Annotated in this window: 27 protein-coding genes; 12 read left to right on the top strand and 15 right to left on the bottom strand. The window is 53.5% G+C overall.

Features of this window, described 5'->3' with window-relative positions:
- Positions 1 to 95: 95 nt before the first annotated feature.
- Positions 96 to 959 (bottom strand): YicC/YloC family endoribonuclease, encoded by an 864-nt coding sequence (locus tag B2Z72_RS06125; protein ID WP_296980628.1) that lies wholly within the window; start codon positions 957 to 959, stop codon positions 96 to 98.
- A 115-nt stretch (positions 960 to 1,074) separates the two neighbouring features.
- Between B2Z72_RS06125 and rph the strand changes: the two genes are divergently transcribed.
- From rph to B2Z72_RS06110, 3 genes are read left to right on the top strand one after another with little or no spacing between them, the layout of a single operon-like run.
- Positions 1,075 to 1,809 carry a ribonuclease PH gene (gene rph / locus B2Z72_RS06120; protein WP_296980630.1) on the top strand — a complete coding sequence of 245 codons (735 nt, stop codon included), beginning with the start codon at positions 1,075 to 1,077 and terminating at the stop codon, positions 1,807 to 1,809.
- Between the two features lie 60 nt (positions 1,810 to 1,869).
- Entirely contained in the window at positions 1,870 to 2,409 is a 540-nt protein-coding gene (locus tag B2Z72_RS06115) for a hypothetical protein (RefSeq protein ID WP_296980632.1), read from the top strand.
- A 60-nt stretch (positions 2,410 to 2,469) separates the two neighbouring features.
- Entirely contained in the window at positions 2,470 to 2,685 is a 216-nt protein-coding gene (locus B2Z72_RS06110) for a hypothetical protein (protein ID WP_296980634.1), read from the top strand.
- Positions 2,686 to 2,743: 58 nt separating this feature from the next.
- On the opposite strand, the gene B2Z72_RS06105 is transcribed toward B2Z72_RS06110, so the two are convergent.
- Complete coding sequence (locus B2Z72_RS06105; protein WP_296980636.1) at positions 2,744 to 3,517, bottom strand: exodeoxyribonuclease III; 774 nt, start codon at positions 3,515 to 3,517, stop codon at positions 2,744 to 2,746.
- 142 nt (positions 3,518 to 3,659) lie between these two features.
- On the opposite strand from B2Z72_RS06105, the gene pyrE reads away from it, so the two are divergent.
- A complete protein-coding gene (gene pyrE, locus B2Z72_RS06100) occupies positions 3,660 to 4,307 on the top strand; it encodes an orotate phosphoribosyltransferase (RefSeq protein ID WP_296980638.1) in 648 nt (215 codons plus the stop codon).
- Positions 4,308 to 4,309: 2 nt separating this feature from the next.
- On the top strand, positions 4,310 to 4,984 hold the full coding sequence (locus B2Z72_RS06095; RefSeq protein WP_296980639.1) for a hypothetical protein: 675 nt from the start codon (positions 4,310 to 4,312) through the stop codon (positions 4,982 to 4,984).
- A gap of 75 nt (positions 4,985 to 5,059) precedes the next feature.
- Here the strand turns inward: B2Z72_RS06095 and slmA are convergent, their stop codons facing one another.
- From slmA to coaBC, 5 genes are all read right to left on the bottom strand, one after another.
- Positions 5,060 to 5,677, bottom strand: a complete 618-nt coding sequence (gene slmA / locus B2Z72_RS06090) for a nucleoid occlusion factor SlmA (RefSeq protein WP_296980640.1) — start codon at positions 5,675 to 5,677, stop codon at positions 5,060 to 5,062.
- 11 nt (positions 5,678 to 5,688) lie between these two features.
- A complete protein-coding gene (gene argB, locus B2Z72_RS06085; protein ID WP_296980642.1) occupies positions 5,689 to 6,591 on the bottom strand; it encodes an acetylglutamate kinase in 903 nt (300 codons plus the stop codon).
- 108 nt (positions 6,592 to 6,699) lie between these two features.
- Positions 6,700 to 9,180 carry a phosphomannomutase/phosphoglucomutase gene (locus B2Z72_RS06080; RefSeq protein WP_296980643.1) on the bottom strand — a complete coding sequence of 827 codons (2,481 nt, stop codon included), beginning with the start codon at positions 9,178 to 9,180 and terminating at the stop codon, positions 6,700 to 6,702.
- Positions 9,181 to 9,223: 43 nt separating this feature from the next.
- A complete protein-coding gene (gene dut / locus B2Z72_RS06075) occupies positions 9,224 to 9,679 on the bottom strand; it encodes a dUTP diphosphatase (RefSeq protein WP_296980645.1) in 456 nt (151 codons plus the stop codon).
- A gap of 2 nt (positions 9,680 to 9,681) precedes the next feature.
- Positions 9,682 to 10,929, bottom strand: coding sequence for a bifunctional phosphopantothenoylcysteine decarboxylase/phosphopantothenate--cysteine ligase CoaBC (gene coaBC / locus B2Z72_RS06070; RefSeq protein ID WP_296980647.1), 1,248 nt, complete (start codon positions 10,927 to 10,929; stop codon positions 9,682 to 9,684).
- Between the two features lie 115 nt (positions 10,930 to 11,044).
- Here coaBC and radC point away from each other — a divergent pair, with 115 nt between their 5' ends.
- The 5 genes from radC to B2Z72_RS06045 all read left to right on the top strand — a co-directional run bounded on the left by radC (position 11,045) and on the right by B2Z72_RS06045 (position 14,244).
- A complete protein-coding gene (radC, locus tag B2Z72_RS06065; RefSeq protein WP_296980650.1) occupies positions 11,045 to 11,719 on the top strand; it encodes a RadC family protein in 675 nt (224 codons plus the stop codon).
- Between the two features lie 226 nt (positions 11,720 to 11,945).
- Complete coding sequence (gene rpmB, locus B2Z72_RS06060; RefSeq protein ID WP_296980652.1) at positions 11,946 to 12,182, top strand: 50S ribosomal protein L28; 237 nt, start codon at positions 11,946 to 11,948, stop codon at positions 12,180 to 12,182.
- A 10-nt stretch (positions 12,183 to 12,192) separates the two neighbouring features.
- Complete coding sequence (gene rpmG, locus B2Z72_RS06055; RefSeq protein WP_296980655.1) at positions 12,193 to 12,351, top strand: 50S ribosomal protein L33; 159 nt, start codon at positions 12,193 to 12,195, stop codon at positions 12,349 to 12,351.
- Positions 12,352 to 12,472: 121 nt separating this feature from the next.
- Complete coding sequence (gene mutM / locus B2Z72_RS06050) at positions 12,473 to 13,282, top strand: bifunctional DNA-formamidopyrimidine glycosylase/DNA-(apurinic or apyrimidinic site) lyase (protein ID WP_296980657.1); 810 nt, start codon at positions 12,473 to 12,475, stop codon at positions 13,280 to 13,282.
- 119 nt (positions 13,283 to 13,401) lie between these two features.
- Positions 13,402 to 14,244 carry an outer membrane beta-barrel protein gene (locus tag B2Z72_RS06045; protein WP_296980659.1) on the top strand — a complete coding sequence of 281 codons (843 nt, stop codon included), beginning with the start codon at positions 13,402 to 13,404 and terminating at the stop codon, positions 14,242 to 14,244.
- An 85-nt stretch (positions 14,245 to 14,329) separates the two neighbouring features.
- On the opposite strand, the gene elyC is transcribed toward B2Z72_RS06045, so the two are convergent.
- From elyC to B2Z72_RS06005, 8 genes are all read right to left on the bottom strand, one after another.
- Entirely contained in the window at positions 14,330 to 15,070 is a 741-nt protein-coding gene (elyC, locus tag B2Z72_RS06040; RefSeq protein WP_296980661.1) for an envelope biogenesis factor ElyC, read from the bottom strand.
- Between the two features lies 1 nt (position 15,071).
- The gene (gene ggt / locus B2Z72_RS06035; RefSeq protein WP_296980662.1) at positions 15,072 to 16,844 is read right to left on the bottom strand and encodes a gamma-glutamyltransferase; all 1,773 of its coding nucleotides are present in this window, start codon (positions 16,842 to 16,844) and stop codon (positions 15,072 to 15,074) included.
- 70 nt (positions 16,845 to 16,914) lie between these two features.
- A complete protein-coding gene (locus B2Z72_RS06030; RefSeq protein WP_296980663.1) occupies positions 16,915 to 17,172 on the bottom strand; it encodes a YfhL family 4Fe-4S dicluster ferredoxin in 258 nt (85 codons plus the stop codon).
- A 25-nt stretch (positions 17,173 to 17,197) separates the two neighbouring features.
- Positions 17,198 to 17,674 (bottom strand): pantetheine-phosphate adenylyltransferase, encoded by a 477-nt coding sequence (gene coaD, locus B2Z72_RS06025; RefSeq protein ID WP_296980665.1) that lies wholly within the window; start codon positions 17,672 to 17,674, stop codon positions 17,198 to 17,200.
- 113 nt (positions 17,675 to 17,787) lie between these two features.
- Positions 17,788 to 18,420 carry a TIGR02466 family protein gene (locus B2Z72_RS06020; protein ID WP_296980667.1) on the bottom strand — a complete coding sequence of 211 codons (633 nt, stop codon included), beginning with the start codon at positions 18,418 to 18,420 and terminating at the stop codon, positions 17,788 to 17,790.
- A gap of 176 nt (positions 18,421 to 18,596) precedes the next feature.
- On the bottom strand, positions 18,597 to 20,300 hold the full coding sequence (locus tag B2Z72_RS06015) for a GMC family oxidoreductase (protein ID WP_296980668.1): 1,704 nt from the start codon (positions 20,298 to 20,300) through the stop codon (positions 18,597 to 18,599).
- Between the two features lie 61 nt (positions 20,301 to 20,361).
- Entirely contained in the window at positions 20,362 to 20,898 is a 537-nt protein-coding gene (locus B2Z72_RS06010) for a hypothetical protein (protein WP_296980670.1), read from the bottom strand.
- A gap of 51 nt (positions 20,899 to 20,949) precedes the next feature.
- Positions 20,950 to 22,392 (bottom strand): coniferyl aldehyde dehydrogenase, encoded by a 1,443-nt coding sequence (locus B2Z72_RS06005; protein ID WP_296980672.1) that lies wholly within the window; start codon positions 22,390 to 22,392, stop codon positions 20,950 to 20,952.
- Positions 22,393 to 22,790: 398 nt separating this feature from the next.
- On the opposite strand from B2Z72_RS06005, the gene B2Z72_RS06000 reads away from it, so the two are divergent.
- Complete coding sequence (locus B2Z72_RS06000) at positions 22,791 to 23,501, top strand: TetR/AcrR family transcriptional regulator (RefSeq protein WP_296980674.1); 711 nt, start codon at positions 22,791 to 22,793, stop codon at positions 23,499 to 23,501.
- On the top strand, positions 23,501 to 24,553 hold the full coding sequence (locus B2Z72_RS05995; RefSeq protein WP_296980675.1) for a DUF3080 family protein: 1,053 nt from the start codon (positions 23,501 to 23,503) through the stop codon (positions 24,551 to 24,553). Before B2Z72_RS06000 ends, B2Z72_RS05995 begins: the two co-directional genes overlap by 1 nt.
- Positions 24,554 to 24,635 lie beyond the last annotated feature (82 nt).

Genomic DNA, 24,635 nt, shown 5'->3' with positions numbered 1-24,635 from the left:
ACTTGGCAGAACTTACACGAACACCATGAGCGTCAAAATCACATAACTCTTTGATTTATAATGCTATCAAGAACAACGTCGAATACCCAAGAACATCATTCAATATTCTGCACCTGCTCGCGCATCTGTTCGATCAGCACTTTCAGATCCACCGCGGCCTGAGTAATACCTGTGGTCAGGGATTTGGATGACAGAGTATTGGCCTCACGGTTCAGCTCCTGCATCATAAAATCCAGACGCCGGCCAATGGGTTCGTCCATGGTCAGGATGCGTTTTACTTCATTGACGTGGGTATTTAAGCGGTCGAGTTCTTCGGCAACGTCAGCTTTCTGCGCCAGCATAACCATCTCGGTTTCCAGACGATCTTCATCAACGCTTACTGCCAGTTCTTTGAAGCGCTCAAGCAGTTGCTGACGCTGGGCTTCCAACGCAGCCGGCAGCTGTTGCTGTACATCACTGACGATCTCCGCAATACGCTCAATGCGCTGAGAGATGAGTTTGCCCAGTTCTTCGCCTTCACGCTGGCGGATGTCTTTCAGCGATGACACGCAATCAGCGAAGGCGCTGACAGCCTGCTGACTGATGACTTTGCTGTCGGTTTCTTCGGCGCTGATAACCCCGGGCCATTTCAGCACTTCGAGCACATTCATGGTATTGCCCGGACCGATGATGGCGTGCACCGCATCGGCAGCCGCATTCAGTTCGTGCACCAGATCTTCGTTGATTTTCATCTGCCCCTGGCTGGTAGTCGGGTGATAGCGCAGGAAGCATTCGACTTTGCCGCGGTTGAGGTGCTTTTTCAGCTGTTCGCGCAGAGCAGGTTCAATATCACGCAGGGCATCAGGCAGGCGGAAATGTGGTTCCAGATAGCGGCTGTTTACCGAGCGTATTTCCCAGGTGAAGCGGCCGTTGGTGGATTCTGCCGTGGTCCGGGCAAACGCGGTCATACTGAAAACCATAGTCATTATTCCTCTGCTCAACAGTCCGTTATTGTAAGGCCTGAGGTATTTTGCTGCCATGCCGCTATAATGCCGCTGCTGAAACATTCAATCCGATGACAACAGGGATCCGATTATGAGACCAAGTGGCCGCGCCAACGATCAACTGCGCGACGTACGCATCACCCGTAACTTCACCAAACACGCAGAGGGTTCTGTGCTGGTGGAATTCGGTGATACCAAAGTCATCTGCACCGCTTCTGTAGATACCAGTGTGCCACCTTTCCTGCGCGGTAAAGGTCAGGGCTGGGTGACCGCTGAATATGGCATGCTGCCACGCTCCACCGGATCACGCATGATCCGCGAAGCAGCCAAAGGTAAACAGCAGGGCCGTACTGTAGAAATTTCCCGCCTGATCGGTCGCAGCCTGCGTGCCGCGGTAGACCTGAAGGCGCTGGGTGAAAACACCATCACCATCGACTGTGACGTTATCCAGGCTGATGGCGGTACCCGTACTGCATCCATTACCGGTGCCTGCGTGGCTCTGGCCGATGCCATTAACTGGCTGAAAGCCAATGGTAAAGTAAAAGGCGAACCACTGAAGCAGAAGATTGCTGCGGTATCCGTCGGCATTTACAAAGGCGAAGCGGTACTGGATCTGGATTATGCTGAAGACTCCAGCGCGGAAACCGATCTGAACGTGGTAATGACCGAGAAAGGCGGCTTTGTGGAAATTCAGGGCACCGCAGAAGGCGAAGCTTTCACGCCGGATGAACTGAACGCCATGCTGGCGCTGGCACAGAAAGCTATCGCAGAATTATCTGAGGTACAGAAAAGCTCCCTATCTGCATATACCACTGATAGTATCTAAAGAGTTAACTAATAGTTCTTTGTGTAAGCTCTTTCGTTAGGGATTAGATGGTTTTGGGTGATGGAATATTCTGAGCGAAGAAAGTACTACCACATAATACGGCAGAGGTGTTATGCCGAGGTTATTGGTTCCTCTGTATGGATTGAAAAGCTGGCTACTCTCAAGGGAAGGATATGCTTGGAAATTGCACATCCTTCTAACGTCAGGGAAGCGCATGAATGGAAGACCGAGCCTAAGCTAAATTGGAATGGAATTCTTGAAACAGCTAATGATAAAGAACCAAGGCATTTTGATGTTGCTGTGTTCGTTGATGGCAAACTAGGGGCTCTCGCTCATGGGAGAGTGTCTAAAGGAAAAAGAATTGTCAGGATAGACAGGATTGCTCGTAACCCTTCATGTGATGAGCTTAAACGTCTTGTTGTTCCATTAGTTGTCGATATAGCCATGACTTATGCTCAGAAATTGGGAGCAAAGTCACTTAAAATAACTGAACCAATGGACAAATTAGTGTCTACTCTGATAGATGTATACAACGGAAGTCATGAACTGGGGTGGAATTCGTTTCCTTATGAACACGTTAGCATCCCAGTTGTATCATAGTAATGGAAGATGTTTGACAGAATGGGCCCTTGGCTATAGCCTTCTCGGCCCGAAATAGAGGTGAGTGACATGAATACAGCACTAAAAATGGACTCTACACAGCATAAGACTGTCTGTTCCAGCAGCTCTGTGTGCACAGCCAAAGTCACCCAAGAAGAATTTGATGCCGCGATCATTGCTGTGCGTGGTAAAAAAAGTTCAAAAAGGTCAGCTAAATGGGAAGCCATGGTGGAAAAAAGCCTGGCTGAGACCGTTGAGTGGCCTGAAGCATTGTAAATTTGAATAGATCAAAAAAGCCCGCGAAAGCGGGCTTTTTTGATCTGGCCATTCAGACCTATTCTTCGTCAAACTCGTATTCCACCATCACCGCAGCGTGATCGCCGAACTTCAGGTTGGTATCCAGTTTGGCTTCCACCACGTACTGGCGGATGTTCGGTGTGCAGATCTGGAAGTCTTTGCGCCAGCCATTGATGTTGCGGCGAGCGCTGTCGGCGTCCGGCCACCAGGTGTACTGATTTTCCCCGAAGTTGGCTTCACGGAAAGCATCGACATAACCCGCCGGGCCAAACATCTGATCGAAGAAGGCACGCTCTTCCGGCAGGAAGCCCGGTACGTTCTGGTTGTTCTGCCAATCAGACAGATCCACTGTTTTGTGGGTGGCTTCGAAGTTACCGCAGAAAATAAATTCGCGACGCTTGCGACGGGTCTTGATAAGGTGCTCAAGAAACTCCTGCTGGAACGCGAGTTTGTCTTCCAGTGTGTTGTACTGGTCAACCGGGGGAAACAGAATGGAACCGACACTGACGTGGTCGAAGTCCGCCTGAATAAAACGACCCTGCATATCACACTGCGGAAATGCCAGGCCGGTCATAATGGCTTTCGGCATATCTTTGGTGAGGATGGCTACGCCTGAGTAACCGTCAGCTTCTGCATCAAAAAAATAGGCGTTGAACCCTTCCGGATAGAGCACGGAATCGGGCAGCTGATATTCCTTTGCCTTCAGATTCTGAATTGCGACTACGTCTGCACCGGCTGTCTGCAGCCAGGTATACAGCCCGTTCTCCACTGCTTGCTGAAGGCCGTCGACGTGTAAACTGATTATCCTCATACATGGTTCCCAACTGGTGAAGCGTGTATCATACCGCATCCTCAGGAAAGCGGGTAAAACTGTCTGGTGCAATATCCGGCCTTCCCGGATGCTCCAGTATAGACCGCCTGACTGACCGCCCGGCCATATCATCAGGTGCAGTATGCAAAGTTATCAGAAAGAATTTATTGAGTTTGCCATCGAACAGGGTGTTCTGAAATTCGGCGAATTTACCCTCAAATCCGGGCGCATCAGCCCCTACTTTTTTAATGCTGGCCTGTTCAATACCGGCATGGCTTTGGCAAAACTTGGTCGCTTCTACGCAGCCGCCATTGAAGACGCTGGTGTTGCCTATGATGTGGTGTTTGGCCCGGCTTACAAAGGCATTCCTCTGGCCGCGTCGCTTTCTGTCGCACTGGCTGACCACTATGGCAAAGATATGCCTTATGTCTTTAACCGTAAAGAAGCCAAAACCCATGGTGAAGGTGGTAATCTTGTAGGGGCTGAACTGACAGGTAATGTACTGATCGTTGATGACGTTATTACTGCCGGTACAGCAATCCGCGAAGTAATGGCTATGATTGAAGCTGCACCGGGTGCTGTTCCTGCGGCGGCGCTGATTGCGCTGGACCGTCAGGAAAAAGGCCAGGGTGAGCTGTCAGCCATTCAGGAAGTGGAACGCGATTTTGGAATGAAAGTGATCAGCATCGTCGGTCTGAACCAGGTGCTGGATTATGTGTCAGAAAAGCCAGAGCTGAAGCAATATGCCGAAGCGATCAGCGCTTATAGGGATCAGTACGGAGTTTCCTGAGTATGAAAGCAGTAGTTGGGGTGTTGGCGTTTGTGTTGGCGATTGCAGCCACCCCCAGCTATGCCGCGAAAAAGATGTACCGCTTTAATGTGAACGGTGACGTGATCATTAAAGACTATGTCCCTGCAGAATATTCCCACCTGGCTTACGACATTCTCAACAGCCGCGGTATGGTGATTGGCCATGTCGACCGCGCCCCCACTGATGAAGAACTACAGGCAAAGCGTGCGGCAGAAGCCCGCGAACAGGCCCGCCAGCAGGCGACGGCTGAACGCAAGGAAGAAGATATGCGTCTGCTGCGTCTGTATGCCTCGCCCAACGATGTTGAGCGTGCCCGTCAGCGTCGTGCTGATGAAGTGAGTTCTTATATTGGCCTGCAGCGCCGGCGTATTACTGAGCTGGAAGAAAAACTGAGCCGGGCGGAAACTCAGGCGGCAAACATTGAACGTAAAGGTCAGGAAGTACCGGCAGATCTGCGCGAAGAAATCGCTGTGCTGCAGGGTGCTATCCGTGATTCGCAGAATACGATCAAAGACCGTCAGCAGGAGATGATCCGCATTACTCAGGAGTATGCGTCAGAGTTTGAGCGCCTGCGGGTTCTGCAGATTTATCCGCCGGGTACGCTGGAGCGGGATGTGGATTACGACCGGGTAGATAAAGCCCTGGCCGGGGACTGACGTTCTGTATTACCGATTAAGAATACGAAAAAGCCGGACATTGTCCGGCTTTTTCGTATGCGTCTGATATCAGGATCAGGCGAGGGAGGTCAGATTCTTCTCGCGCAGCAGAGTCTGATTCAGCATCGGCCACTGCTCGTCCCAGTAACGGGTTGGCGGCGCGGCAAATTCACTGCGCACATACTGGCGGATGCGGCCTTCGAGTACGGCGGTCAGCAGATTGGCTGCCGCACTGGCGGTTTGCTGTGGCACTTTGCCTTCACGCATTTCCGCTTCACGCAGGAATTTTTTCAGCTCGGTTTCGATGCGATCAAAGAACTGCTGAATACGCTGACGCAGGCGCTCGGTTTCACCCGATAACGCGTCGCCGGACAACAGGCGGCACATGCCCGGGTTCTTCTCAGCAAAGGTCAGTACCAGGGTCAGGGTCTTTTCGCAGCGGTCGCTGGCGGTTTCAAAATCCGCCTGAATACGATTGATACGGGAGAAAACCGCCTCTTCGATAAAAGCGATCAGGCCTTCGAACATCTTCGCCTTAGACGGAAAATGACGATAAAGCGCTGCCTCTGACACCCCGACGGTTTTCGCCAGGCTGGCGGTGGTGATGCGGGCACCAGGATTGGTTTCCAGCATATGCACCAGCGCCTGCAGAATCTGATCGCGGCGTGAGATGTTCTCACTCTGTTCGGTCATGGTGTCTCCGTTCAGTTGCGACGATTGGTAATCAGGGTACCCACACCTTCATCGGTGAAGAGTTCCAGCAACGTCGAGTGTGCAACCCGGCCATCAATGATGTGGGCGCTGACTACACCGGAGTGCACGGCGTCCAGAGCGCACTGAATCTTCGGCAGCATACCGCCGTAAATCGTGCCGTCGGCAATCAGCTCGTCGACCTGCTTGGTGGTCAGGCCGGTCAGTACTTCACCATTCTTATCCATCAGACCCGGAATATTGGTCAGCAGGATCAGTTTTTCCGCCTGCAGAACTTCAGCCACTTTACCGGCGACCAGATCAGCGTTGATGTTGTAAGACGAGCCGTCTTCGCCAACACCAATCGGCGCAATCACAGGAATAAAGTCACTGTTGGTAAGCATGTCCAACACCTGCGTGTTGATGCGCGATACTTCGCCGACGTGGCCGATGTCGATGATTTCCGGCTTTTCCAGCTCCGGTGATTTCTTGGTGACGTGCAGCTTACGTGCATGCAGCAGCTGGCCGTCTTTACCGGTCAGGCCGATAGCTTTGCCGCCGTTCTGGTTGATCAGGTTAACGATGTCTTTGTTCACCAGACCGCCGAGCACCATTTCCACGACGTCCATGGTTTCTGACGTGGTCACGCGCATGCCGTTAACGAAGCGGCTTTCGATTTTCAGCTTTTCCAGCAGCTCGCCGATCTGCGGGCCACCACCGTGTACCACGATCGGATTAATGCCAACCAGCTTGAGCATTACCATGTCACGCGCAAAGCTGTTCTTGAGTTCTTCGTCGATCATGGCGTTACCGCCGTATTTTACGACGATGGTTTTGCCGACAAAACGCTGCAGATAAGGCAGTGCTTCACTGAGAACCTGAGTGGCATTGATGGCGCGGTCACGCGTCAGAGGCATGGGCTGGCTCCTTGCTGGGAAGGGGTGGATTCTGTTCGGTGAGGAACCTCACCAGCCGCACATTATAGCGTGACCGGTGAGGCAGGGGCTATTCAATTTAGCCGTTTATCAGAATGGAACCTTGAGTTCCGGTGCGTGACGGGTAAGTGCCTGCTTCATCTTCTGCTGGATCAGGGCGATGGTCTGTTCGTCCTGGGCAGCGAATCTCAGGGTCAGCGTTGGCGTGGTGTTGGACGGGCGGATCAGCCCCCAGCCTGTGCTGAATTCAATACGCAGGCCATCGGTGGTAAACACCCGGGCGCCTTCCGTCAGTTCAGAATCCTGCTTCAGCAGCTCGGGAATGGCGAATTTACGCTTATCATCGGTTTCAATGATCAGCTCTGGTGTGCTGACGTCTTCCGGCAGGGCGGCAAAGACTTCACTGACCGGCTCGCTTCTCATACTGAGAATTTCCAGCACCCGGGCGGCGGTGTAGAGACCGTCATCGAAACCGTACCAGCGCTCGGCAATGTAGATGTGGCCGCTGAATTCACCGCCGACCACAGCTTTGGTTTCTGCCATTTGGCGCTTCATCAGTGAATGGCCGGTGGCGGTCATGGTCGGACGTCCGCCATGGCGGCTGATGAAGCCCGTCAGATGGCGTGAGGACTTCACGTCAAAGATCACGTCACGGCCCGGATTGCGCGGCAGAATATCCTGCACCAGCAGCATCAGCAGGCGATCCGGCCAGATAATCTTACCTGTGTTATCGATCACCATCAGGCGGTCGCCGTCACCGTCGAAGGCCAGACCCAGGTCGGCACCGCTGGCGGTAACTCTGGCCTGCAGAGTTGCCAGGTTTTCCGGTTTGCCCGGATCCGGGTGGTGATTCGGGAAGTGACCATCCACATCGCAGTAGAGGTATTCAGCTTCAATATTCAGGTCGGCAAACAGGCGCTGCGCCAGTGGGCCGGCGATACCGTTGCCGGCATCGATCACGACTTTCAGATCACGGCCGATCTGAACGTCGCCTTCAATGCGTTCCAGATAGTGATCTTCCAGCTGGCGGCTCTCTGCCATGCCGGTCCCGCGCGGCAGATCATTGCGTTTGATTCTGTGATACAGCGCCATCAGTTCATCGCCGGCCAGCGGCTGGTGGTTGACGACGATTTTCAGACCATTGAATTCAGCCGGATTGTGGCTGCCGGTGATCACGACACCGGAACTGGCATCGGTTTCGTGGGTGGCGAAATACATCAGGCCGGTTGGCTGGGCCCCCAGTACTATGACGTTACAACCTGCTTCCTGCAGACCTTTTTGCACAGCCTGCGCCAGAGCCGGGCTGGATAAACGGCCATCCCAGGCGATACAGGCTTTTTTCAGGCCGCGTTCTGCCAGTTCTGCACCGAGGGCGCGACCAATCCAGTAAACGGTGTCGTCGGTCAGATCTTTTCCGGCGATACCACGGATGTCATAGGCGCGGAAGATATCCGGATTGAGATCCACGGACTCCTCTTCGACCTCTTCAACCATCATCCCCATCGTTGGGGCGGCAGACGCGGTTTTAGCCGGTGCCCGGCGCTGCTGTGGCTGTGCCGGTAAATCTACGCGCTGACGTGTAGTCGACATTTGTGAAGCATCTTCCGTCGTCGGTCTCATGGTGGAGAACAGGTGATGCATGGAGTCCGCCAGATCATGGAACAGCTGCAGGGTAAATTTGGGAGCTGGCGTCTCGTTATCACGGCGCAGTCCGCGCACGTATGTGAGCAGTTTCAGCTGGTTCTGCAGGATGCCGCGTTTTTGCATCCCTATAACCAGGAACAGACCAAGCAGGGTGGCGACCAGAGAAACAATCCATGGGGTAATCAGTGGCACCAGTTCCAGCTGCGGACGCTTGTTGGATGGAATATAGGTCAGGTACCAGTAGTCATTGATCGGATAAGTAACCACGGTACCGCGTAAATCCGGCTCCTGCCCGGCGCGGAAAATTTCCAGACCATTTTTACGGTCGCCATCGACGAACTGATTCACTACCACCTGGCCCAGGGTGTCAGTAGCACCGGACTGGAACTGGTTCAGCCATTGCGGGCCGTACTCTGCCAGCAGCACACCAACAATCTGTTTCTGCCGGTCGTGGATAGGGGAGGCCCAGTAAAAGGCCGCGCTGTCATCGCGGGTTACTGCTTCAAAGCGCATGGCTGCGCCGTCCAGAGTGCGGCTGACCAGATCCTGTACGGCATAACCATGAGTGCGTTGCAGGCCCATGGCTTCATTGCGTTTGATCAGCGACAGCGAGCGTACGCCGGGCATGAACTGGCGCAGGGTGAGTTTCCAGCGGGCATCACCATTTTCCAGAGCATTCAGTGTGTCAGGATGATTACTGGCGGCCTGCTGCAGACGGATGGTGTCCTGCAGGCGCAGGCTGAGGGAATGGGCCATCTGTTCGGCCATGGCATTGGCGAACACTTTGTCGACGTCCGATTGAGTAAACAGGTTGATCTGAATACTCTGCACCGCCATTCCGCCAGTGATAAAAAGCAGAGCAAGCCAGATTGAAATCCGGCTGTAATAGATAATGGTTCTTGCCGGCTTTTTACCAAGGCTGCTCATGCTGATTACTTTCCTATGTAATTGTTATGAATACCGCTGGGCACTAATTAGTGCCGGTGTGGCCGAATCCTCCGCTGCCACGTTCTGTGCTTTCGAATTCGTCGACCAACTCAAACTCAGCCTGCACAACCGGGACCAGAACCAGCTGAGCGATGCGTTCGCCCACTTCAATAGTAAAGGGCGTGTTACCACGATTCCAGCAACTGACCATCAGTTGGCCCTGATAGTCTGAGTCGATAAGACCGACCAGATTGCCCAGTACAATGCCATGCTTATGACCCAGTCCGGAACGCGGAAGAATCATCGCCGCCAGACCAGGATCTTCAATGTAGATCGCCATGCCGGTAGGAATCAGCTGGGTTTCGCCCGGATGCAGAGTCAGGGCGGCGTCCAGACAGGCGCGCAGATCCAGACCGGCAGAGCCTGTGGTGGCATACTCCGGCAGCGGAATATCTTTTCCGAGACGATCGTCCAGTAACTTTACCTGTAATTTCTGCATGTTCAGCCTTTTTCCTGAGTTAATGTGGCGTCTTTGTCGGTCTGCTTGGCGGCATATTGATGAGCAATCAGATCAATAAGCTCAGCGGCCAGTGCACTTTTACTGCGCGGCTCGAAGGATTGCTGGTTCTGATTCCAGAAAACGGTGACCGCATTCTCATCACTGTTGAAGCCGATATCGCTGCGTGACACATCGTTGGCAACGATCATATCCAGATTTTTGCTGACCAGTTTGCCACGTGCGTACGTGTCGATGTCCTGGGTTTCAGCTGCAAAACCAATGGTGAACGGCCGCAACTCGTGGTTGGCTACGGTGGCCACCACATCGGGGTTTTTCACCAGTGTCAGTTCGACGGTTTCTGACGACTTTTTGATCTTCTCCGCCTCTGGTGCGATCGGACGGTAATCAGCGACAGCCGCGGCGGCGATGAAAATATCGCATTGCCCCAGCTGCGCCAGGGAGGTCTCCAGCATTTCCCGCGCGCTGTACGCAGGGATCACTGTGATGTGATCCGGGGCCGGGATAGTGACTGGTCCGCTGATGATGGTTACCCGGGCGCCGGCATCGCGGGCGGCAACAGCCAGGGCATAACCCATTTTGCCGGAGCTGTGATTGGAGATGTAACGCACCGGGTCAATGGCTTCGCGGGTCGGACCTGCGGTAATGACCACATGCTTACCGCTTAACAGACCGGTTTCAAACAGGTCGGCGGCCATAAGTGCGATGGTTTCCGGCTCCAGCATGCGGCCGGGGCCAATGTCGCCACAGGCCTGACTGCCTTCCGCCGGACCGAATATGTACAGTTTGCTGCCTTTCAGGTCGATCAGGTGACCAATGTTGTTCTGCGTGACCGGGTCACGCCACATTGCCTGATTCATGGCCGGGGCCAGTGCGACCGGGGCATCGGTTGCCAGGCATATAGTGGTCAGCAGATCATCGCCCATGCCGTTGGTCAGGCGCGCTATGAAGTTAGCGGAAGCCGGGGTGACCAGAACCAGATCGGCCCAACGGGCCAGTTCGATATGCCCCATGCCGGCTTCGGCGGCGGAGTCCAGCAGTTCATGGTGAACCGGGTTGCCGGACAGGGCCTGCAGTGTCAGTGGGGTGATAAATTCCATGGCCCCAATGGTCATGACGACACGGACTTCGGCTCCGGCTTTCTTCAGAATACGCACCAGTTCAGCAGCTTTGTAAGCTGCAATTCCACCAGTGATTCCCAGCAGGACACGCTTGTTGGAGAGTTGTTGCATAGTGATCTTCAGGCTGACTAGAATGGCCCGAGTATAAAGGGAAGTAATTAATAATTCAGCATGGCATTGGGGCCGTTCCAGCCGCCTTGCCCTGCCGCTTTTACAGGGATTGGTAATGGCGATCAGCGACTGGCCTGCACTGGAGCGGCCGCGGGAAAAACTCCTTATTCACGGGGCTCATGTACTATCGGATGCCGAACTTCTGGCTATCTTCCTGCGCACTGGCGTGAAAGGTAAAAGCGCGGTGGATCTCGCCCGTGAGCTGTTATCCGATTTTGGCAGCCTGCGTGCATTGCTGACCGCAGACCAGCAGCGCTTCTGTGAGCCGCTGGGACTGGGCAGTGCCAAATTTGCTCAGTTGCAGGCGGTACTGGAAATGGCACGTCGTCATCTGGCTGAAGAGCTGCAACACGGTGATGCCCTGACCAGCCCGGAACTGACGCGTCAGTATCTGCAGGCGCAGCTGCGGGATCTCAGTTATGAGGTGTTCGCCTGTCTGTTTCTGGATAACCAGCACAGAGTGCTCAGGTATCAGGAATTATTTCGTGGTACTATAGACGGCGCTGCGGTTTATCCGCGTGAAGTGGTCAAACAGGCACTGGAACAGGGTGCCGCTGCTGTCATACTCGCGCATAACCACCCCTCAGGCATTGCTGAACCCAGTCAGGCGGACCGGGCCATCACCGACAGGCTGCAACAGGCGCTCGGGCTGGTCGATATCCGTGTGCTGGATCATCTGGTTGTCGGGGACGGTTACGCTGTGTCGTTTGCCGAACGGGGCTGGCTTTGATGCCGGTTGTGACCTTCAATCGTGATTCCGTCACGAATATTCACCGATAACCCTGTCTTTCGTACAAAAAACATCCTTTTGCTTGCGAGTGATCTGGTGTTTTGGTATAAAGCGCAGCTCATTTCAGCCAGGGTCGTCCAAGGTCTTCCGGAATCGGAGACTAACGCCCACGGTTGGTAACGAATTTACAGATTTCGATACAGTTAAGAATCGGGGCGAAGATCAAATGTCTAAGGTTTGCCAAGTTACAGGCAAAAGTCCTGTAGTAGGGAACAACGTTTCCCACTCCAACATTAAAACCAAGCGCCGCTTCCTGCCTAACCTGCAATATCACCGCTTTTGGGTAGAAAGCGAAAAACGTTTCGTACGTCTGCGTGTTTCCACTAAAGGTATGCGTATCATCGATAAGAAAGGTATCGATGCTGTGCTGACCGCAATCCGCGCTCGCGGCGAAAAAGTTTAAGGAGCATTTTATGCCACGCGATAAGATTCGTCTGGTTTCAAGTGCCGGTACCGGTCACTTCTATACCACTGACAAAAACAAGCGCACCATGCCTGAGAAATTCGAGATCAAAAAATTTGATCCCGTTGTTCGTCAGCACGTTGTATACAAAGAAGCTAAAATCAAATAAGTTTCTTTGTGCTTGAAAAGAACCCGGCTTGCCGGGTTTTTTTATGCCTGTCATTTACCCTTCACGATGTTTGTTATTGATGGTCTGTGCTGGTCACAACCCATAAGGAGCCTCAGAGCGGATGCCGGAATTACCCGAAGTCGAAACGACCAAACGCGGAATAGCCCCCTGGCTTACCGGGCAGCGGATTGAAAAAGTAATCGTGCGTCAGCCGAAACTGCGCTGGCCGGTGGTCGCTGAGATTCATCAGCTCGAAGGGCAGACCATTACCGGCCTGACGCGGCGCGCCAAATACATTCTGGTGGAGACTGCCAAAGGCACCGCGATCTGGCATCTGGGGATGTCCGGGTCACTTCGCCTGGTCGAACCGCAGGAAGATCCCGGGGTTCATGATCACATCGACTGGCAACTGAGTAACGGCAAAGTGCTGCGCTACCATGATCCGCGCCGGTTTGGCGCTTTATTGTGGGTGGCGCCGGGTGAGGACTGTGAGCATCTGACCCATCTCGGCCCGGAACCTCTGTCAGAGGCATTCACCGCCGACTATCTCTGGCAGTGCTCGCGCGGAAAAAGCCAGGCCATCAAGACCTTTATTATGGATGGCAAAGTGGTAGTCGGTGTCGGCAATATCTATGCGAATGAAAGCCTGTTCAAGGCGGGTATCCGTCCACAGACCGCCGCCGGGAAAATCAGCAAAGCAAAATACGAGCGTCTGGTCAGTGAAATCAAAACCGTGCTGGCGGCGGCCATCGAACAGGGTGGTACGACATTGCGGGATTTTGTTGGCGGTGATGGTAAACCCGGCTATTTTGCCCAGCAGCTGTTCGTTTATGGTCGTGGCGGCAAACTGTGCAAAGTATGTGATGCTACCCTGAAAGAGATACGTCAGGGCCAGCGGGCGACGGTATATTGCCCAAAATGCCAGCACTGAAATCAAAAAAGCGTGATTTACCGCCCGTGCGGGACGCAGAGCACATTCGGTGGTCGTGACGGAGCCTGAAGGTGCTGATATAGTCGGCTTATTCGCATTCGTATAAAAGAGGAAGGACAATGCAACCTATGGTGGCATTACGGAAGCCCGTAAACATTGTTGTAGCAAGTGCGCTGATCGGACTGAGCTCTATGTCAGCCGCGGAAACGATTGAGGAAACGCCGGGAGCTGGCGCAATGGTCGCGGACGCTCTGTTTGCCCGTCCGTTGTATTTTGTTCTGTCACAGGCCGGAGCACTGATTTACGGTGCGACGCTGCCTTTCACCCTGCTGGGTGGCAACGCAGATGAAGCCGCAGAAACCTTCGTGGTTACACCTCTGCAGGCCGCTTTTGTGCGCTGTCTGGGTTGTGGCAAGATTCCTAACGAAGTCAGCGAAGTCAAAGAAGGTGAAGGCAAAAGCATCCGTCATTTTGTTATGCTGAATGGCGGCCTGAGCATGATGGACGCCGAAGGCGAAAACAGTGACGGCGCCGGTTATGGCCTGTACATGGGTACGCATTTTGAGCTGGCTGATCACAGCCGCTTTGATGTCATGCTGGGTGCTAAGAAGTTGGCCGCGGATCTTGATTATGATATCGACGACACCACGACCTACACTGACGACGTTCTGTCTTACCAGATCGTTACCCGCTTCGGTAAAGAGATCTTCACCAACACCGATCTGATGTTCAAACTGGGTCTGCACCGCTGGAGCGTGGATCGTGATGTTGAAGTCTCAGGTGTCACTGCTTCCGGCAGCACAGACGGTATCGACTTCCTCTGGGGTGTTGGTCTGGACACCGACCTGGGAGACTCTTTCCGTCTCGGTCTGGATTACACCTCTTACAGCATGGATAACTCAGACGACGACTACGACGCAGATATTGCGACGGTCGATCTCAGCCTGAGCTATCTGTTCTGATCTGCTGATATTGTTATATCAGTAAAAAAACGGGAGCCTGGCTCCCGTTTTTTATGTCCGCTCGTCTGTCTCAGACCGGTTTCTCTCAGATCATTGCCTTCAGGCTTTGCCACAGCTGGCCAATCCACTCGTAAAAAGCCCGTTCACTTTTGTGGGCGGCGTTAGCATCAATACGCCAGTCGGAATCTTCACTGCTGAGCACCACCGCCGGTGCGGCTATGGGTTCAAGCTGTTGCTGCTGAAAAAAGACCATGGCTCGCGGCAGATGAGAGGCCTCACTGATCAGGGCGAATCTTTTACCGGTCAGATCGGCAGCCATCTGCTGCGCTTCTTCTTCTGTATCCCTGGCCTGCGGGAAGATACGGATGCGCTGTTCAGCCACGCCCATGCTGATGGCAACTTCACGCATGACTTCCGCGTGGGAGCGGCGGTCGACACCGGCATACCCTGAGACGAACAACTCCGCCTGCGGGTTAGCGGCCAGAATCCGCAGGCCCTCGGTGAGGCGGAAAAGGGCGGGTGAACAAAGCTGCGCAGCGGGCGGAACGTCCAGGTCGGTTTTATGGCAGGAGCCAAGCACCACCACAGTATCCACCGGCTGATCCAGATCGAATTTCGGGTACTGCTTTTCAAACGGTGCCAGCAGGGAATCGGCAACCGGGTTCCAGCTGGTCAGCGCCAGAAACAGCGTTGACAGCAGAATCAGGCTTTTGCCGGTAAAAGGACGCTTCTTTAACAGCAGCAGTCCCAGCAGTAGACCCATCACGGTCAACGGAATCGGCATCAGCAGCATGCCGATGACTTTCTTTAAATAGAAAAACAGCAAATTATTTTGCTCCAGATATACGTACGCCGCCGACCGCAGCTTCACCGATACCGCGTGGATCGGCAGCGGCCGTCACACGTCCGGATTTTTTATCCCACCGAATGGCCTGCATGTTGCCATAGTTATAACCCACTTCGCGCAGGGTGTGCCCCAGGCTTTGCAGGGCTTCTTTTTCTTCATCACTGAAGGCGCCGGGTTCGTATTGCAGCACATCCGGCAGGTACTGATGGTGGAAGCGCTGACGGCTGACCCAGTCGGTGACAGGCTTCTTCTGCAGATGCTCAAGCACGCCGAGGAACACCATGCTGATAATCCGGCTGCCGCCCGGCGTGCCTATGATGGCGGTGCTGTCCGGGCTGTTGACTATGGTTGGTGTCATGCTCGACAGTGGACGTTTGCCCGGTGCGATGGCGTTGGCTTCATTGCCGGTCAGGCCATAAGCATTGGGTGCTGACGGTTTGGCGGAGAAGTCGTCCATTTCATTATTGAGTACCACGCCAGTGCCGTCGGCCACGAAGGCAGAACCAAATGGCAGGTTAATGCTGAGCGTGGCAGATACCATATTGCCGTCTTTATCGAGCACGGAAAAATGCGTGGTATGGAAGCCTTCTTTAATATTCTTCGGGCCGTTGAGCGACAGGCTCGGTGTCGCCTGGTTCATATTGATGCTGCTGATCCAGTGTTCCGCACGTTGTTCTGCCATCAGTTCCGTCAGTGGCACATCGACAAAATCCGGATCGCCCAGATACTCAGCCCGGTCTTTGTAGGCACGGCGCATCACTTCGGTAAACAGATGCGTCTGACGGACGTTATCCAGCGGCCGCCAGTTGAAGTAATTGATCATGTTGAGCATTTCGACCAGAGCAACACCACCGGAAGATGGCGGCGGCGCGCTGATGATTTCGGTACGGCCATACTGCACATGAATCGGCTGGCGCTCGACAACCTGATATTCCGCCAGATCCTGCAGGCTCCAGTTACCGCCATGGCTCCTGACCGAGTTCACCAGCTGTTGTGCTGTTGCACCATGGTAGAAACCGTTAAATCCCTGCTCAGCAATGCGCTGCAGTGTGGTTGCCAGCTGTGGCTGGCGGATCACATAGCCGGCGGCGGGAATATTGCCGTTATCAAGGAAGATGCCGGCGCTGCCCGGATAACGCTGCAGCGTCTGTAAACGCCAGCCCGCCAGTTCACGATAAACCTCGTCCACCGGGAAGCCCTGCTGTGCCTGTTTTATGGCCGCTGCCAGCGTGCGGCTTAACGGCAGTTTGCCGTAGTTCTTTGCGATATGGGCGAAGGCTGCAGGCTGGCCAGGAATAGCGGCGGCGGTGGGGCCATTAATGGCCTTATCCCTGTCGACCTTGCCGTCTTCATCAAGAAAGTAATCCCGGTGCGCGGCCAATGGCGCTTTTTCGCGGGCATCAATAAAGCGGTACTGATCTTTTTTGGCGTTGTAGATCAGCCAGAAGCCGCCACCGCCCAGACCGGCACTGTAGGGCTCAACCACACCAAGGGAAGCGGCTACTGCGATGGCGGCATCAAAGGCATTGCCGCCATTGGCAAGAATATCCATACCGGCCCGGGTCGCCAGTGGATGGGCGCTGGCAATAGCGCCGCTGAGGCGGGTGTTTTTGGCGGGGGCACTTGTCTGCGCTGCGCGCTCTGGAGCAATCGCATCTGTTTTTGTTGATTTCTGCGGGACAGATTGCGTACTGCAGGCGGTAAAAGCGAGTATTACCGGAACAAATAGCATCCGGCGGCAGATTGCGCGCATAAAAAAGGCCTCCGTTGTCGGGAGGCCTTAGTGTGTGGCAGCTTACTTTAGGGTGCAACTGCCACAGCGATCAGGCGATCTTTTTACCGGTCAGCTTTTCGTATTTTGCTTCCAGCTCTTCCTGAGTTTCCATGTTGTCCTCATCCTGAGGGATGCAGTCTACCGGGCATACCAGCTGGCACTGAGGCTCATCGTAGTGACCTACGCACTCGGTGCATTTCTTTGGATCGATAACGTAAATTTCGTCACCAGCGGAAATCGCTTCATTCGGACATTCCGGTTCACATACATCACAGTTGATGCATTCGTCGGTAATAATCAGAGCCATGTTGTTACCTCTCAGTCTCGGGCAATTACTTCACGAGCCGCTTCAGGGCGCGGGCAACTTCAGGATGGACAAAGTTGCTGACATCGCCGCCAAGGGACGCGATTTCTCTCACAAGGGTAGATGATATATAGGAGTATTGTTCTGCAGGTGTCAGGAAAATACTTTCTACGTTCGGTGCCAACACTCGGTTCATGTTGGCCAGCTGGAATTCGTATTCAAAGTCTGACACCGCCCGCAGGCCGCGCAGAATGATATTGGCATTTTTTTCTTTGACGAAGTCCGCCAGCAGATTGCTGAAACCGGTCACTTCCACATTGGCCAGGTGGCCCAGTGTGTTCTGTGCCAGATCAACCCGGGCTTCCAGGTCCAGCATCGGCTTTTTCTTAGGGTTATCGGCTACCGCCACAATAATGTGGTCGAACATGCGTGCCGCCCGCTCAACCAGATCGGTATGGCCGTTGGTAATCGGGTCGAAGGTACCGGGATAAACAGCTGTGTTCATATCAAAACCTTAAAAGGACGGTAGTGAGTGCGGCGCATAGTAAACAAAAGTACGAAGTCTGCCAATAACAGTGGCGATATCCTCGTATATCTCTGCAGTTATATTGCCGTGCATCAACGGCCGACGACCGGGCTTTTATCTGCAGGTTGCAGGCGTAAGTTGAAAGCCACTGAAATACGCGGCTCTTCTTCACGGTGCGGTGCCACCATGTGCAGCTGGTAGCCGGGAAACAGGAACAGGCGGCCATTAGCCGGGTGGTAAGAGACGCTGGTAGGGCGGCCATACTGTTCGCCGCGGGCATCGCCATCAATAAAGATAATATCACCGTCCTGCATGCTGCGCCCTTCGACGCGCTTCAGAGCACCGACTGAGATGTACACACAGCCGGACCATTCGCACGGCAGGTGATGGTGTACGGAATTCCAGTCACCGGCTTCATTGATATTGGCCCACATCTGAGTCAGCAGAATCTTCTGGTTTGCGGCTTTGGGATTCTGATGGCGGATACAGGCTGAGGCTGTGCTGTAAACCGCCTGGGTCAGCCAGCGGATAGCCGGATGTTTGTCGGCGTGCAGTTTGTCGTCACTGTGCCAGCCACCCATATTGCTGCGTTCAACGCCACCGGCCTGGGCGCGCATGGACAACAGGTAATCTGCCAGCTCAGCCTGATGATCATTGAAATCCGCCAGCGTTGCTTCAAAAACGGGTACGCCAAAGTGCTGGTGGCTGTCGATATTGGTGCTCATGGTTCAGACTCTTTTTATGCTTGTTGCTGACGGAAAGATAATGCGCTGCAGTCTGCCGCAGAATGGCAGTAAGGTACAGACGCAGGTCAGGATTTGCACAGATTCAGCCTGTCGGAATGACGTGTTTGGATGGATTAATTTGAACAGCAGGCAGAGCCCGCAGGCTCCGCCAACGGTTAAACGGCTCCGGCACGAATTGTTTCCAACAGTTCCGTCGCCTGTTTGCAGGCAAGACCGTAAATGGAAAGCTGCGGATTGGCACCGATACTGGATGGAAATACCGAGCCGTCAAACACATACAGATTATCCAGATAATGGTATTTGCCCTGGCTGTTGACCAGGCAGCGGCTTTTATCTTCGCCCATGGCCAGTCCGCCCATGCAATGTGCCGAACCGGCGGTAAACGCATTAGAGCGGAATGCCAGCTGCGGGATAGCCGCCTGCGCTTCTTCCCAGCTCTGATACCAGGGCGCATCAACATGAGATGGACGCACCGCTTTGGCACCGGCGGCGAACTGAATTTCCGCCATGGTCAGCCAGGAACGCAGCACACCATCCCACAGGTAATCGTTAATTTCGTGATCGATAATGGGCGAGCCATCATCGCTCAGCTCAATGCTGGCGCCCTGACTGTGCGGATGAAAACCATCACGCAGCAGGGCAATGGTGGCCTGCAGATTGGGTAATTTCTGAATGTCGGTGAAATGCTGGTGACCATGACCGAGCAGCAGTACCGAAGTTAAACCGGGCTGCAGTGGTGGCACTTCAAGTTTGTAACCGACGCGGCCATTCACTTCCTGCCATTGGAAATGATCCACATACACCGACTGTGGGGCGCCGTAATACGGATCGATCTGCTCCTCAAATTCGGCGAAGCAGAAGGTGGTCGGATGGAAAAAGGTCCGTTTACCAATGCGTTGCTGCGGATCAGGTGCATCCGAGCGCAGCAGCAGCGCAGGGCCGTTGATCGCACCACAGGCCATAATAATGTGAGATGCCTTAACAACCAGACGCTTGCCGCTCGGCTGATAATGCCGGTCGAGCGCGGTAACATCGACGCCCAGTACTTTATTGCCTTCGATAATCAGGCGTTCGGCGCGGGCGCTGTAAATTAATTGTGACTGGTTATCCAGCGCTGCCGGAATGGTGCTGACCAGCATGGATTGTTTGGCGTTGGTCGGGCACCCGGTACCGCAGTAACCCAGATTCCAGCAACCGGCGACATTACGTGGAATTAAATGCCAGTCGATACCCAGCTGAGTGCAGCCTTTAGCCAGTACGGAATTATTTTCATTGGGTGGCACCTGCCATGGCGCAACGTTAAGGCGTTGTTCCATCTTCTCAAACCAGGGCGCCATATCGTCAGCAGAAAAACCTTCGACCTTAAATTCCCGCGCCCAGTAATCCAGCGTCGGCTCTGGTGTGCGGAAACAGGAAGTCCAGTTAATTACCGTGGTGCCGCCCACGCAGCGTCCCTGCAGGATCGACATGCTGCCGTCTTTGCTCATGCGTCCGGCGGATTCCTGGTACAGGTCGTGGTAAGCCTCACGTTCATCCATTCGGAAATCATTGGTGCTTTTCAGTGGGCCTTCTTCCAGCATTAACACTTTCAGGCCGGCGTTACTGAGAATTTCTGCACTGGTGCCACCCCCGGCACCGGTACCGATAATCACCACATCGGCTTCGATAATGGTGTCGTTATCAAAGTCAGTCGCGGCACTGACATCCCAGCCATTGGCGATGCCTTCCAGAATCGGATCGGGAATACCGGCAACCACTGGAATATCCGGCTGACGTTTTGCTGAATCCTGCATACCTGTCTCTCTGCCTTTGTCTTTATTCGCTGGCTCACTCTCAGCGCCGTATCGTGATGGCGGCATGACTGTGAACCCTGGTTTTAGTTATTGTTATTTACAAGCGCCTTTCCTTGCTGCACATCGGTCAGGCAGGAATTTTCTTTGGTGGTCCGGGGTAACCGGAGACTGCAAAGGTTTCCGGCTGCATATACCAGCACATGGTCAGCAGCTTACACAAAGAGCCATAGCCCATACGTTTTAATTGCAGGCTGCTGTTTTTCCAGTCATTCAAAAAGTCGTTAATGTCTTCTTCTGAAGCGGCAGTCCAGCTGCGCCATTGGGCGCCCATGACAGATCGGATTGGCGCGACCTGCAGTACGTCCAGCAACAGCATCAGCTGACTTCGCGAATATTCCTGCAGGGTGCCGATCAGATTATCGAGGGCCTGCATCAGGCGTGTCTCAGCCTGCGCCCCCAGTTGACCGGGATAGCCGTCCGCCAGAATCACAGGTGCCAGCGCCGAGAGCAATTCAATATCTCCCTGACGCAGCAGACGGTAGCCTTCTGCGGCAGGCTGTTTGCTGCAGCCACTGAGACCAGCCGCTGTTCCAGCCAGTGTTAACAGCGCAGCTGAAGCGGTGCTCAGCTGCATAAAACCGCGTCGTGTTGTTGTTTTCAGCATGGTTTTTTCTGTATGTTTTTCCGGATGCAGGTGAATTTATTCAGTCAGCCGTTAACGGATAAAGAATTTTTTAATCAGTTTCTGTATGCCGTTGCCATAAGGCGGATAAATAAACTGACCACTGTTGAATTTACCTTTGCGGTGAACCGCTTTGGCTTTCGATAATGCAATAAAACCTTCTTTACCGTGATAGTGTCCCATGCCGGAAGGTCCGACACCGCCAAAAGGCATATCATCCTGAGCAATGTGCATTAACGTATCATTGATGCTTACACCACCGGCGTGAGTACGCTGCAGCACGGTATTCTGTATGGCTTTGTCGTAACTGAATAAATACAGTGCCAGCGGACGGTCGCGGTCGTTGATGTAATCAATGGCGCTATCCAGTGTTTTATATGGCACTACAGGCAGTACCGGCCCAAACAGCTCTTCCTGCAGAACTTTCATATCGGCGTTGCCGTTTTCAATAATATGCAGCGGCATTTTGCGAGTGCCGGAAAAATCTTCTGCTGCCGGATTCACCACGGTGATTTTTGCACCTTTCTGGCGGGCATCTTCCACCCAGCTTTGCAGGCGTCCGAACTGACGCTGATTGACGATGGCGGTGTAATCACTGTTGTCGCGCAGTGATGGGTACATGCGGGCGAAGGTTTTCTGGTAGGTATCAATAAACGTCTGCTCCTGACCCTCAGGCAGCAGAATATAATCCGGCGCGATACAGGTCTGCCCGGCATTCAGTGATTTACCAAAACAGATGCGTTCAACGGCATCTTCCATGCTGGCCCCGGGAGCAATAATAGCCGGCGATTTACCGCCCAGCTCCAGCGTTACCGGGGTGAGATTTTTCGCCGCAGCGGACATAACGATTTTGCCGACCGCCGTTGAACCGGTAAAAATCAGATGATCCCAGGGCAGTTCAGCAAAGGCAGAGGACACTTCGACTTCCCCTTCGATCAGCGCTACCTGACTTTCATTAAACACATCGGACAGCATTTTCTGCAGCACTTTATTGGTCGCCGGAGTGAATTCCGACATTTTGATCATTGCGCGGTTACCGGCACTCAGCGCGGTGGCTAATGGCAGTATTGCCAGCTGAATCGGATAGTTCCACGGCACCATGATGCCGACGACTCCTAATGGCTGGTACATCACATGGTTGTGCGATGGCGCAAACAGCATGCTGACGTGACGGCGCGAGGGCTTCATCCAGCGCTTCAGATGCTTTACTGAATAATCGATACCCTGGGCACAGGTCATGATTTCAGCGATTTCGGTTTCATCAATGGAGCGGCAGCTGAAATCCTCGTTCACCGCCGTGGCCAGTTCTGTGCGGTATTTCAGCAGGGCCTGCTTAAGGCGCTTAAGATCGCTGATACGTTCAGCTGCGGTTGGCAGAGGGTGCTGGCGGTAAGCAAGTTGCTGCTGGTTAAACAGCTGCTGCATGCGCTGCAGTTCCTGATCCGCGGCAACAAGGCTGGTGGCAGTCGCGACCATAGCGTATTTCTCCTGAGTAATATCCGGGGCGCTGCGGGGCTGCCGGCGCCGTGGGGCGGATATCCGAAGCTCTACCGAAGCAGTTTGTTGTTATTAGTAGTTTGCGCTTTAAAGGTTTAGAGTGTTTACTCTAATTATTCTGAAGTCAAGAATCAGCAGGTAACAATCCATGGACAACAACTTATGGGCAAGAACTATGGATAACAATCTGCAGACAACAGGCGAAAGGACATAGCGATGGACCACAGAGGCCAATGTGGGGTGAAGGTACTGCACTGATACTGGTTATTGTAGATTTTGCACAAAGGCCAGCTGAGACAGAAACAAATGTTGGCCGAATACAGATTGTTGTGGTCGCAAATCTGGTCATCGGACGCTAAATGGCGATAATGGCTGTTATGAAACCGAGCTCAACGAAAGATACCAACAGTAAGGCAGTCAGTACCCGGGAGCGTATCCTCTGCGCCAGCCTGCAGCTGTTTAATGAGCAGGGTGAGCGTAATGTCAGCACCAATCATATCGCCGCGCACCTGGATATATCGCCGGGTAATCTTTATTACCATTTTAAAAACAAGCAGGCGATTATTTATGCCCTGTTTGGTCAATATCAGAAGCGCGTTCTGAATATTCTGCAGGTGCCGGAAGACCGTCAGCTGCAACCCATGGATAAACTGAATTACCTGCAGGGTGTTTTTAAAGGTTTATGGGATTTTCGTTTTCTGCACCGTGATATGGAACACCTGCTGTTGTCCGATCCGCAACTGCATGGCCATTATCGTGCATTTTTCCGTACCTGTGAAAGCCGCGTACGGGAGATTTTTCGTGGCCTTGGACGGGCAGGAATTCTCGATGTAACTGAAGAAGATATTATCGACCTGGCATTAAATACCTGGATTATCGTGACCTCCTGGTTTTCATTTCTGCGCTGTAATCTGCTCAGTGATGAATCACAGACAATCTCGCCGGAACTGCTGCAGGGCGGAATTTATCAGGTGTTTACGCTGGAACGTCCTTATCTGACGGAAGAATATCGCGATGTGATGTGTGAGTTGCAGCAACGCTATATGCCACGGCCTTCCTGGCTGGCCAATCCGCCGGCCGCAGAATAATGCCCGCGCTGCGCCTGCTGGCTGGTGTGTTGCCGTCGCTGTTAATGACGTTAACGCTGGCCGGCTGCAGTGACACAGCTGAAGATCATCTGCGCGACTATCATCAACGGGTTGCCCGGGTTCTTAACGAAGAACTTCCTCCTGAAACCAGAACACCGCGTATAGCGCGGGTTGCTGTCACACACTTTGCACTGGCTCTGCCGGATTACCGCATCAATCTGTTGGAATTACTCAGCCTCAACGATTGCCGCATCAGTCAGGCGATCGCACAGAAAAATTCCACCCTGGGGCGTCTGGCGGCAGCCAGTCAGTCGCTGATTCAGGAAATGGCCATTCTGCGTGACGGAGATGAGTGTGTGCTGCAGTTACAGCAGGATGATCCGCAACTGGCGCAGCAATTACAGACGGCGCTGCAGCAGAAGTACGACGCCCGTCTGCATTATTGGTGGAACGCCTGGGTAACGGCGGATGAATGGCAGAAATTGATCGCCTCAGCTGCACAGCCGTTGGACTGGCCTGAAACGGCTTATGAAAAGCCTGCGCATATTTCCCTCACTCTCAATGCTCTGGATTATGCTATTGCACAGGGTGAGGCTGTGGCTGGCGGAGATTTTACCGCTCCGGATAATATGGAAAGTCAGCTGCAGCAATTAATGCTTGGCGAAACGTTTGGTCGCTGGCTGGCCAGTGCCTATCTGTTGATCTCAGAACTCAATCGCAGCGCTGCCATTATTGAAAACCGCCTGGCGCGCAAACCATTGTGTCCGACCGGGCAGGAAACCCCGGATGCAAAAATTCTGCACAATGTGTTTATGAAATATTACGCTGCGCAGGTGCAGCCTTATATCAGTCTTACGGATCAGACCGGAAAGTCTTTGTTAGCCAGAACAGATGCCATGACCGCGTTGTTAGCAGAACAGCCACCACAGGCGTTTAATCACTGGTACCAGCAGGTGGTTACGGTGAATGAGACATTTAATCAGGCGAATAAACGCCACGTTCAGGCATGGCAGACGATTCTGCGGCAGTGCGGATTAATGCCGGGCAGCTGAAGCACGGCATTTACAGGGATGAAAATCAGCTGAAAGGTATTTTATTTTAATACCTTTAATGCCTGTTTGATTTGTATTCCTT

The organism is Thalassolituus sp. UBA6592, from assembly GCF_002433655.1.
Lineage (GTDB): Bacteria > Pseudomonadota > Gammaproteobacteria > Pseudomonadales > Oceanobacteraceae > Venatoribacter.
Note: the sequence above shows the minus strand (reverse complement) of the source record. Positions and strands in the feature narration are given on the sequence as shown.

Coding starts and splice junctions, on each gene's coding strand:
- B2Z72_RS06125 (WP_296980628.1), bottom strand. CDS start 959: ATGGTTTTCAGTATGACCGCGTTTGCCCGGACCACGGCAGAATCCACC.
- rph (WP_296980630.1), top strand. CDS start 1,075: ATGAGACCAAGTGGCCGCGCCAACGATCAACTGCGCGACGTACGCATC.
- B2Z72_RS06115 (WP_296980632.1), top strand. CDS start 1,870: ATGGAATATTCTGAGCGAAGAAAGTACTACCACATAATACGGCAGAGG.
- B2Z72_RS06105 (WP_296980636.1), bottom strand. CDS start 3,517: ATGAGGATAATCAGTTTACACGTCGACGGCCTTCAGCAAGCAGTGGAG.
- pyrE (WP_296980638.1), top strand. CDS start 3,660: ATGCAAAGTTATCAGAAAGAATTTATTGAGTTTGCCATCGAACAGGGT.
- B2Z72_RS06095 (WP_296980639.1), top strand. CDS start 4,310: ATGAAAGCAGTAGTTGGGGTGTTGGCGTTTGTGTTGGCGATTGCAGCC.
- slmA (WP_296980640.1), bottom strand. CDS start 5,677: ATGACCGAACAGAGTGAGAACATCTCACGCCGCGATCAGATTCTGCAG.
- argB (WP_296980642.1), bottom strand. CDS start 6,591: ATGCCTCTGACGCGTGACCGCGCCATCAATGCCACTCAGGTTCTCAGT.
- B2Z72_RS06080 (WP_296980643.1), bottom strand. CDS start 9,180: ATGAGCAGCCTTGGTAAAAAGCCGGCAAGAACCATTATCTATTACAGC.
- dut (WP_296980645.1), bottom strand. CDS start 9,679: ATGCAGAAATTACAGGTAAAGTTACTGGACGATCGTCTCGGAAAAGAT.
- coaBC (WP_296980647.1), bottom strand. CDS start 10,929: ATGCAACAACTCTCCAACAAGCGTGTCCTGCTGGGAATCACTGGTGGA.
- radC (WP_296980650.1), top strand. CDS start 11,045: ATGGCGATCAGCGACTGGCCTGCACTGGAGCGGCCGCGGGAAAAACTC.
- rpmB (WP_296980652.1), top strand. CDS start 11,946: ATGTCTAAGGTTTGCCAAGTTACAGGCAAAAGTCCTGTAGTAGGGAAC.
- rpmG (WP_296980655.1), top strand. CDS start 12,193: ATGCCACGCGATAAGATTCGTCTGGTTTCAAGTGCCGGTACCGGTCAC.
- mutM (WP_296980657.1), top strand. CDS start 12,473: ATGCCGGAATTACCCGAAGTCGAAACGACCAAACGCGGAATAGCCCCC.
- B2Z72_RS06045 (WP_296980659.1), top strand. CDS start 13,402: ATGCAACCTATGGTGGCATTACGGAAGCCCGTAAACATTGTTGTAGCA.
- ggt (WP_296980662.1), bottom strand. CDS start 16,844: ATGCGCGCAATCTGCCGCCGGATGCTATTTGTTCCGGTAATACTCGCT.
- B2Z72_RS06030 (WP_296980663.1), bottom strand. CDS start 17,172: ATGGCTCTGATTATTACCGACGAATGCATCAACTGTGATGTATGTGAA.
- coaD (WP_296980665.1), bottom strand. CDS start 17,674: ATGAACACAGCTGTTTATCCCGGTACCTTCGACCCGATTACCAACGGC.
- B2Z72_RS06020 (WP_296980667.1), bottom strand. CDS start 18,420: ATGAGCACCAATATCGACAGCCACCAGCACTTTGGCGTACCCGTTTTT.
- B2Z72_RS06015 (WP_296980668.1), bottom strand. CDS start 20,300: ATGCCGCCATCACGATACGGCGCTGAGAGTGAGCCAGCGAATAAAGAC.
- B2Z72_RS06010 (WP_296980670.1), bottom strand. CDS start 20,898: ATGCTGAAAACAACAACACGACGCGGTTTTATGCAGCTGAGCACCGCT.
- B2Z72_RS06005 (WP_296980672.1), bottom strand. CDS start 22,392: ATGGTCGCGACTGCCACCAGCCTTGTTGCCGCGGATCAGGAACTGCAG.
- B2Z72_RS06000 (WP_296980674.1), top strand. CDS start 22,791: ATGAAACCGAGCTCAACGAAAGATACCAACAGTAAGGCAGTCAGTACC.
- B2Z72_RS05995 (WP_296980675.1), top strand. CDS start 23,501: ATGCCCGCGCTGCGCCTGCTGGCTGGTGTGTTGCCGTCGCTGTTAATG.